6 protein-coding genes and 1 pseudogene are annotated in these 7,274 nt (G+C 72.8%); 2 read left to right on the top strand and 5 right to left on the bottom strand.

What is annotated here, in order from left to right; genetic code table 11:
* Nucleotides 1-352 precede the first annotated feature (352 nt).
* Nucleotides 353-1,177 carry an MHYT domain-containing protein gene (locus tag AB0917_RS32800; protein WP_366823360.1) on the top strand — a complete coding sequence of 275 codons (825 nt, stop codon included), beginning with the start codon at nucleotides 353-355 and terminating at the stop codon, nucleotides 1,175-1,177.
* A gap of 49 nt (nucleotides 1,178-1,226) precedes the next feature.
* Here AB0917_RS32800 and AB0917_RS32795 read toward each other — a convergent pair whose 3' ends face one another.
* Entirely contained in the window at nucleotides 1,227-2,408 is a 1,182-nt protein-coding gene (locus AB0917_RS32795) for an acyl-CoA dehydrogenase family protein (RefSeq protein ID WP_366823359.1), read from the bottom strand.
* An 85-nt stretch (nucleotides 2,409-2,493) separates the two neighbouring features.
* A complete protein-coding gene (locus tag AB0917_RS32790; protein WP_366823358.1) occupies nucleotides 2,494-4,338 on the bottom strand; it encodes an NAD(P)/FAD-dependent oxidoreductase in 1,845 nt (614 codons plus the stop codon).
* Nucleotides 4,339-4,519: 181 nt separating this feature from the next.
* On the opposite strand from AB0917_RS32790, the gene AB0917_RS32785 reads away from it, so the two are divergent.
* Nucleotides 4,520-5,539 carry an SMP-30/gluconolactonase/LRE family protein gene (locus AB0917_RS32785; protein ID WP_366823357.1) on the top strand — a complete coding sequence of 340 codons (1,020 nt, stop codon included), beginning with the start codon at nucleotides 4,520-4,522 and terminating at the stop codon, nucleotides 5,537-5,539.
* A 14-nt stretch (nucleotides 5,540-5,553) separates the two neighbouring features.
* Here the strand turns inward: AB0917_RS32785 and AB0917_RS32780 are convergent, their stop codons facing one another.
* From AB0917_RS32780 to AB0917_RS32770, 3 genes and pseudogenes are all read right to left on the bottom strand, one after another.
* Nucleotides 5,554-6,147 (bottom strand): helix-turn-helix domain-containing protein, encoded by a 594-nt coding sequence (locus AB0917_RS32780; RefSeq protein WP_366823356.1) that lies wholly within the window; start codon nucleotides 6,145-6,147, stop codon nucleotides 5,554-5,556.
* Nucleotides 6,148-6,240: 93 nt separating this feature from the next.
* Nucleotides 6,241-6,579 (bottom strand): annotated as a pseudogene (locus AB0917_RS32775) (VOC family protein); the annotation flags it as partial.
* A gap of 149 nt (nucleotides 6,580-6,728) precedes the next feature.
* A partial coding sequence (locus AB0917_RS32770) for an FAD-dependent oxidoreductase (RefSeq protein ID WP_366823355.1) occupies nucleotides 6,729-7,274 on the bottom strand: 546 nt, incomplete at its 5' end.

The following is a 7,274-nucleotide window of genomic DNA, read 5'->3' as shown; positions in this document are numbered from 1 at the left end:
CAGCCCCGCCCCCCGCCCCCCCCCCCTCCCCGCCGGGGGGGCGGCCCGCCCCCCCGGGGGCCCGGCGCGCCGCCGCCGGGCGCCCCCCCCCCCCCCCCCCCCGTCGCCGTACGCGCCCGGGGCGGAGGCGGGGCCTTGTGCGCATGGCCCCGTCCCGTGGGCCGGATACGGAGGGCCGACGCCGGCGCAGGCATGTGGTTCAATCCTCAATGTCGGTTGGCCGAAAATGATCGGTGCGCCAGTGCGGTCGGCCTTGGGCCGGCGGGGGCCGACCGAGTACCGCACCTTCCCGCGCTGCTGTTCAGGTGGCAGTTCCGCGGCCATCCCCGACCGTCTGCAAAGGACCCCAGCCTTGGAAGCCACCGTCTCCAATTTCCACTACGGGGCAGTGACCCCCGTCGCTGCCTTCCTGATGGCTTGCCTCGGCGCGGCACTGGGGCTGCGATGCACCACGCGCGCGATCCGGCGCGGGACGAACCGGGTCGGCTGGCTCGCCCTCGGCGCGGTGTCGATCGGCTGCGGTATCTGGACCATGCACTTCATCGCCATGGCCGGATTCACCATCGACGGCCTGTCCATGCAGTACGACTCCGCCACCACCGTCCTCAGCCTGGTGGTCGCGATAGCCGTGGTCGCCGTAGGGGTGTTCCTGGTCGGATTCCGTGGGACGGGGACGGCGGTACTGGCCACGGCCGGCGTCTTCACCGGACTGGGCGTCGCCGCGATGCACTACCTCGGCATGGCCGCCATGCACAGCCCCGGCGAGCTGCGGTACTCCTCCCTGACGGTGGCCCTCTCGATCCTCATCGCGGTGGTCGCCGCGACCGCGGCCCTGTGGGCGGCGGTCTCCGTGCACGGGCTCGGGGCGAGCCTCGGGGCCAGTCTGATCATGGGCGTGGCCGTCACCGGTATGCACTACACGGGCATGGCCGCGGTCGACATCCCCGTCGACCACCACGGAGCCGGCACCCAGTCGTCGGCCGGCATGATGTCGTTCCTGCTGGTCATGCTGGTCGGCCCGCTGGCCGCCCTCATCATGTCCGCCGTGATCGTCATGTTCGACGGTGACGCCATGCTGGGCGCCGACGAGCCGGGCCCGCGCTCCTCGGTCCCGGTGCCCGGCCGTGCCGTCGCGGGCCAGGGCGGGCCCGCCTCCCACCACCACCCGGGCACCTGACCGCCCCGGCGTCCCGCATCGCCCTCGTGCGGCGGCCGGCGCTCCCCGCTCAGACGAAGGCGCCGAAGCCGGTCACCGCGCGCCCGGTGATGAGCGTGTTGATCTCGCGGGTTCCCTCGTAGGAGTACAGGGCCTCCGCATCGGCGACGAACCGGCCGATGCTGTAGTCGAGCACGATGCCGTTCCCGCCGAGAAGTTCGCGGCCCCAGCCGACGACCTCCCGCATCCGGGTGGTGCAGTGGGCCTTCGCCATGGCCGAGTGCTCGTCGCGGAAGGTGCCCGCGTCCTCCAGCTGGGCGAGCCTGACGACCATGCCCAGACAGGACGTGGCATCGCTCAGCATCCGGACCAGGAGGTCCTGGACCAGCTGGAACCGGGCCACGGGGCCCCCAAACTGCTCACGCTCACGGGTGTAGTCCAGGGCGATGCGGTACGCCGCCAGCATCACGCCCACGGCTTCCCACGCCACACCGCTGCGGGTGTGGCGCAGGACGTCCGCGGTGTCCCGGAACCCGTGGGCCTCCTGGAGCCGGTTCTCCTCCGGAACCCGGCAGTCCTCCAGGACGATGTCGGCGTTCTCGACCGTCCGTAGCGCGATCTTGTTCTCGATGAGCCGGGCCGAGAAGCCGGGCGTCGAGCTCTCGACCACGAACCCCCGGACGCCGCCCGCCTCCCCTTCCTCCCTGGCCCAGACGACCACGAGGTCGGCGAAGGTGGCGTTGCCGATCCACCGCTTCTCGCCGTTCAGCACCCAGGTGTCGCCCTCCCGCCGGGCGGTGGTCCGCAGACCGGCCGCGACGTCCGATCCGCCCTGCGGCTCGGTCAGCGCGAACGCCCCGATCCGCTCCATCCGCCCCATGGCGGGCAGCCACCGCCGCCGCTGCTCCGCGGAGCCGCAGCGGGCGATGCTGCCCATGGCGAGCCCCGCGTGGACCCCGTAGAACGTGGCCATCGACGCGTCCACGCGCGCCATCTCCAGCGCGATGAACCCGCTGAGCAGACTGCTCGCCGTGGTGCTGCCGCACTCCTCGTACGGCAGGCCGGCGATGCCCAGCTCGCCGTACCGGGGGATCAGGTGGTGCGGGAACGACGCCTTCCCCCACCAGGTGTCCGCGTTCGGTGCCACCTCTTCGCGAAGGAAGGCGCGGACGCGGTGGAGCGTCTCGCGTTCCTCGTCGCCCAGCAGCTCCTCGAAGCGGTACATGTCCTCGTCCAGAATGCCGTCAGCCATCAGTCCGCCCTCACGCCGAATGATCAGGTAGCGCTCGTTCGCTGCCGGTCACCTACCCGATGATCCACAGGGGATACCAAACCGGTCACGCGCCAGGCCCGGACGGGCGGTCCTTCCCCGGCCCGCCTCCGGGCGCGGTCGCCCTGGGCCGGAGGATCTTGTCCACGGACTCCTCGCGCCACCGTCGCAGGAGCTCGTGGAAGGCGACCGCGCCGTGCGGGTAGGCGATGGGGCCGTTCGGCCGCCCTCGCCCCTCACGGTTGTAGTAGCCGGGAGTGCACTCGGCGTGGAACCACTCGTGGTCGGGGGCGCCCTCGGCGAGCACGGCGAGCCAGGCGTCCTCGTCCTCGAGGGACGGCTCGACGACGGCGCCCTGGGCCTCGGCGGCCGCGATCAGGGCGGCGGCGTGCTCCGCCTGCTCGTCGAGGATGTGGGTGTAGTTGACGCTGCTGGCGTTCTGGAGGGTCCCCATCTGGACCAGGTTCGGGAACCCGTTGCTGGTGAAGCCGTGCAGCGTACGCGGGCCCTGCCGGGCCCACCGGTCCAGCAGCCGCGTGCCGCCCCGGCCGTGGACGGGGAGCTTGCCGGAGAGGATGCCGGAGGTGCCCACGGAGAACCCCGTGGCGAAGATCAGGCAGTCGAGTTCGTACGTGGTGCCACCGACCACGACGCCGTGTGCGGTGACACGTTCGATGCCGTGGGTGTCCGCGGTGTCGACCAGGGTGACGTCGTGGCGGTTGAACGCCGGGTAGTACGTGTCCGAGAAGGTGGGGCGCTTGCAGGCGTACCGGTACCAGGGCTTGAGCTTCTCCGCTGTGCCGGGGTCGGTGACGGAGTGCTCGACGCGGGCGCGCAGCTCGTTCATCTTCGCGGCGTCGGCAGCCTCGTACGCGGTCTCGAAGGCCTTCCGGTCGCCCTGGCGGCGGAAGCTCGGCAGGAGCTTCTCCAGGAGAACCGCCGACCGGGTCCAGCTGTCCGCCACGAGATCGTGCTCGGCCGGCTCGCCGGAGACGATCCGCAGGTAGTTCTCGCGGCGTTCGCGTGCCCAGCCCTCCCGGTCGGCGGCGACGTCCCGGGCCGTGGTGCGGCGGTTGGCGCGTACGTCCACGGTGGAGGGGGTGCGCTGGAAGACGAAGACGTGTCCGGCGTCCCGGGCCAGCATCGGAATGACCTGGACCCCGGTGGCCCCGGTGCCGACGACGCCCACCCGCTTGCCCGCCAGGCCGGTCATGCCGCCCTCCGGGGTGCCGCCGGTGTAGGCGTAGTCCCACCGCGAGGTGTGGAACGTATGGCCCGTGAAGTCCTCGATACCGGGTATCCCGGGCAGCTTCGGCTCGGAGAGCGTGCCCGTGGCGGTGACCACGTACGTGGCCCGGAACGCGTCCCCGCGGTCGGTGGACACGACCCACGTCTCCGATGCCTCGTCCCAGGCCAGGGAGGTGACCCCGGTGGAGAAGAGGGCGTCCGGGCCGAGGGCGAACTTCCGCGCGATCCGCACCGCGTGGCGGCGGATCTCCTCACCGGGGGAGTATTTCCACTCCGGCACATATCCGGTCTCGTCGAGCATGGGCAGGTAGACGTGCGACTCGATGTCGCAGTGGATGCCCGGGTACCGGTTCCAGTACCAGGTGCCCCCGAAGCCGCCGCCCTTCTCGACGATCCGGACGCGTTCCACGCCCCGCTGCCGTAACCGGGCGCCCGCCAGGATGCCGCCGAACCCGCCGCCGATCACGGCGACATCGACCGTGTCCCGCAGTGGTTCACGTTCGGTGGGCCGGGTGTGGGGATCGGCGGCGTAGTAGCCGAACTCGGCGTCGGTGGAGCGGTACTGGCCGGCGCCGTCCGGCCGGACGCGCCGCTCACGTTCGCGGCGGTAGCGCCGTCTCAGCGCCTCCAGCCCCTCGGACGACGGGATGTGACGATCAGTCATGTGGCCTCCTCGATCCTGCCGTTGGAACCGTCCCGGGGTGAACGGTCATCGGCTACGGTAACAACAACCGGACAGTGGTGTCCGGTTGGAACGCGGGTACGGCACGGCGACCGGCCGAGACACGCGCCGGAGAGCCCGGCCGACGGCACCCGCGCACAGCGGACAGGAAGAGTGATCGTCCATGCGTCGACCCCCGCCCCGAACCCTCGCCGCCCTCGCCACGGCCGGCCTGCTGACCCTCGCCGGATGCGGTACGGAGACGGCCGGACCCGGCGGACCACCGGCCCCCGGCGACACGGCCAGGACCATCCGGGCGCAGAAGTTCATGCAGCTGACCCGGACCCACGAGGAGACCGGGATGACCCTGCTGGAGGGGCCGGTCTTCGACCAGGACGGCGCTCTGCTCGTCGTCGACGTCACCGCCCCCGAGGACAAGCCCAAGGTCATGCGCGTCGACGTGGGGAAGAGGACCGTCCGGCCGGTCCACACCGATGGCCGAGGGGCCTACACCTCGGCCCAGTTCAGCCCGTACGACGGACGGCTCTACCTCACCGACTACGCCCACGGCGAGGTCGTCAGCCTCGCACCCGACGGCAGCGATCCGCGCACCTTCTTCTCCGGCGAGGTCGACGGAGCACCGATGAACCCCGACGACATCGCCTTCGACGAGGCGGGCCACCTGTACGTCAGCGACTCACGCGGCCTGTCCGAGGGGACGGAGCACGGGCGGGTGGTGCGCATCGACCGCGACGGCGAGCGGGCCACCGTCCTGGCCGACGACCTGGCCGCGACGAACGGCATCTCGTTCGACGAGGCCTACCGCGGGCTGTGGATCAGCGAGCTGACGCAGAACCGGATCTCCTACCTGCGCCTGGGCGAAGGCGGCGAGGTGACGTCCCGGCACACCGCGATCCGCGTCGACGGGGGGATCGCCCAGACCGACTCCATCGCCGTGGACGCGGACGGCAACCTCTACCAGGGCCTCCACGGCCGCCCCGCGATCCTCGTGTACGACCGGCACGGTGAGCACCTGGCGACGGTCGAGGTCCCCGCCCGCGCCGGAGGGCTCGAATCGGCGACCAACGTGGCGATCACCCCCGGCGGAACCAAGGCGTACATGACCGTCAGCGGCCCCGGCGGGGGATACCGCTACACCTTCGACGCCCTGGGGAAGGGCACCCGCCAGTCCAACGGCGGCTGACGGCGCACCGGCCATCACCCGCCGAAAGGCCGCACCGGCCCCACCTCGACGCCGAGCAGGCGCCAGGCCGCCAGCGCCCGGCGCTCCCGTTCCTCGCGGGTGGGGCCGGTCACGGCGCCCGAGACCATGGCGATGGCGAGCATGAGGTCGTCCGACGCCCCCAGCCGATGGCCGTCACCCAGATGGACCCGCAGACTCCGCTCGACCCGCTCGGACAGGGCCGACGCGTGCGCGTGGACGTCGTCCGGCCGGCCGCCCGTCCGGTCGGGGTGCAGGAGGCCGATGAAGGCCGCCGACTCCGTCAGATGCCACGTCAGCACACCGAGAACACCGGCCAAGGTCGCGCCCGGGGCCGCGCCCGCCTGCTCGACCTCCCGGACGTTCTCCTCCAGGACGGCGTCGGCCACGGCGGCCCGGTCGGGGAAATGCCGGTACAGAACGCCCTGCCCCACCCCGGCCCGACGAGCGATCCCGGAGAGCGGCGCGTCCAGGCCCTGCTCCGCGTAGACCTCGCGTGCGGCGGCGATCAGGGCCGCCCGATTGCGTGCGGCGGCCTTCGGCCCGTCGTTCGCGGGCCGTCGCTCGTCGGGGGTGGGGTGCTGCGTCACGCCGGAAGGGTACCGGCCGGCCGGGCCGGCCCTCGATCGCTCCCCGGCATCGCCGACGGGCGACGGCCCCTGCTACCGGGGCCGCTGAACGAAGAACTCGTTGCCGTCCGGGTCGGCGAGCACCACGTGTCCGTCCTCCGGGAGCTGCCCCACGTCGATGTGGCGCCCGCCGTGCTCCAGCGCCCTGGCGACCGTCTGCCGCTGGTCCGCCGGGGAGGTGCTCGTCAGGTCGAAGTGCGCCCGGTTCCGGCCGGTCTTCGGCACCTGGCCCGGCAGGAAACGGAGCCGGAACCCGGCGCCGTCGGGGGGCAGCAGCGCGACGCCCTCCTCCGGTCCTCCGGCCGGCTCCCAGCCCAGGACCCCGGACCAGAAGGAGGCCGGCTCCGACGGGCGGGCCGCCCGGTAGCAGATCGCGAACAGCTGACTGGTCATACCCCGTGCATCTCCGATCCACCGACGGCCGGCCCCTTGCCACGCGACGCGCAGCCTAAGGGTTGCCGTACGGTGCCGCACCCGCGTTTCCGCCACAGGAGAGCCTCTCCGGGGCGTCGACGCGCACGGGGGCAGGAACCGCCGTGCGTTCAGAGCGTCCGGGCTCCGGCCAGCAGGAGCTCGGGCGGGGCGGTCAGTTCGCGGCCGAGAAGGGTGCGCAGCGCCCCGTACCCGCCGGCGTCCCCGGCGAGGACACCGCCGAGCAGGGTCCGGCCGTCCGGGGCCAGGACCAGCTTGCCGTACGTGCCGGCGGCGCGGTCCTCCCGGACGAACTCCATGGCCCCCTCGGTCCGGGCGTGGACGTCCCCGAATCCGGCCACGTCCACGCCCAGCAGCTTGAGCTTCGCCGACATGTCCGCCCCGGGGAAGACGGCGGACGGGGAGCCCAGCAGCTGGCCCGCCACCGTCTCGGCCATGCGGTAGCCCGGTGCGGCCAGTCCGTAGCACCGGCCCAGCACCGCCGCGCACTCCCCGACGGCCCACACCCGCTCGTCGGCCGTACGGCACCGCTCGTCCACCAGGAACCCGCCGCGCGCGGCCCGTTCGAGCCCGGCGGGCTCGGCCAGCTCGTCGCGGGGGCGCACCCCGGCGGCGAACACCACAGCGGAGGCGGGCAGTTCGGTGCCGTCCGACAG

The sequence above is a fragment of the Streptomyces sp. NPDC007346 genome (assembly GCF_040703535.1).
GTDB lineage: Bacteria > Actinomycetota > Actinomycetes > Streptomycetales > Streptomycetaceae > Streptomyces.
This window is presented reverse-complemented; position numbering and strand designations above follow the sequence as displayed.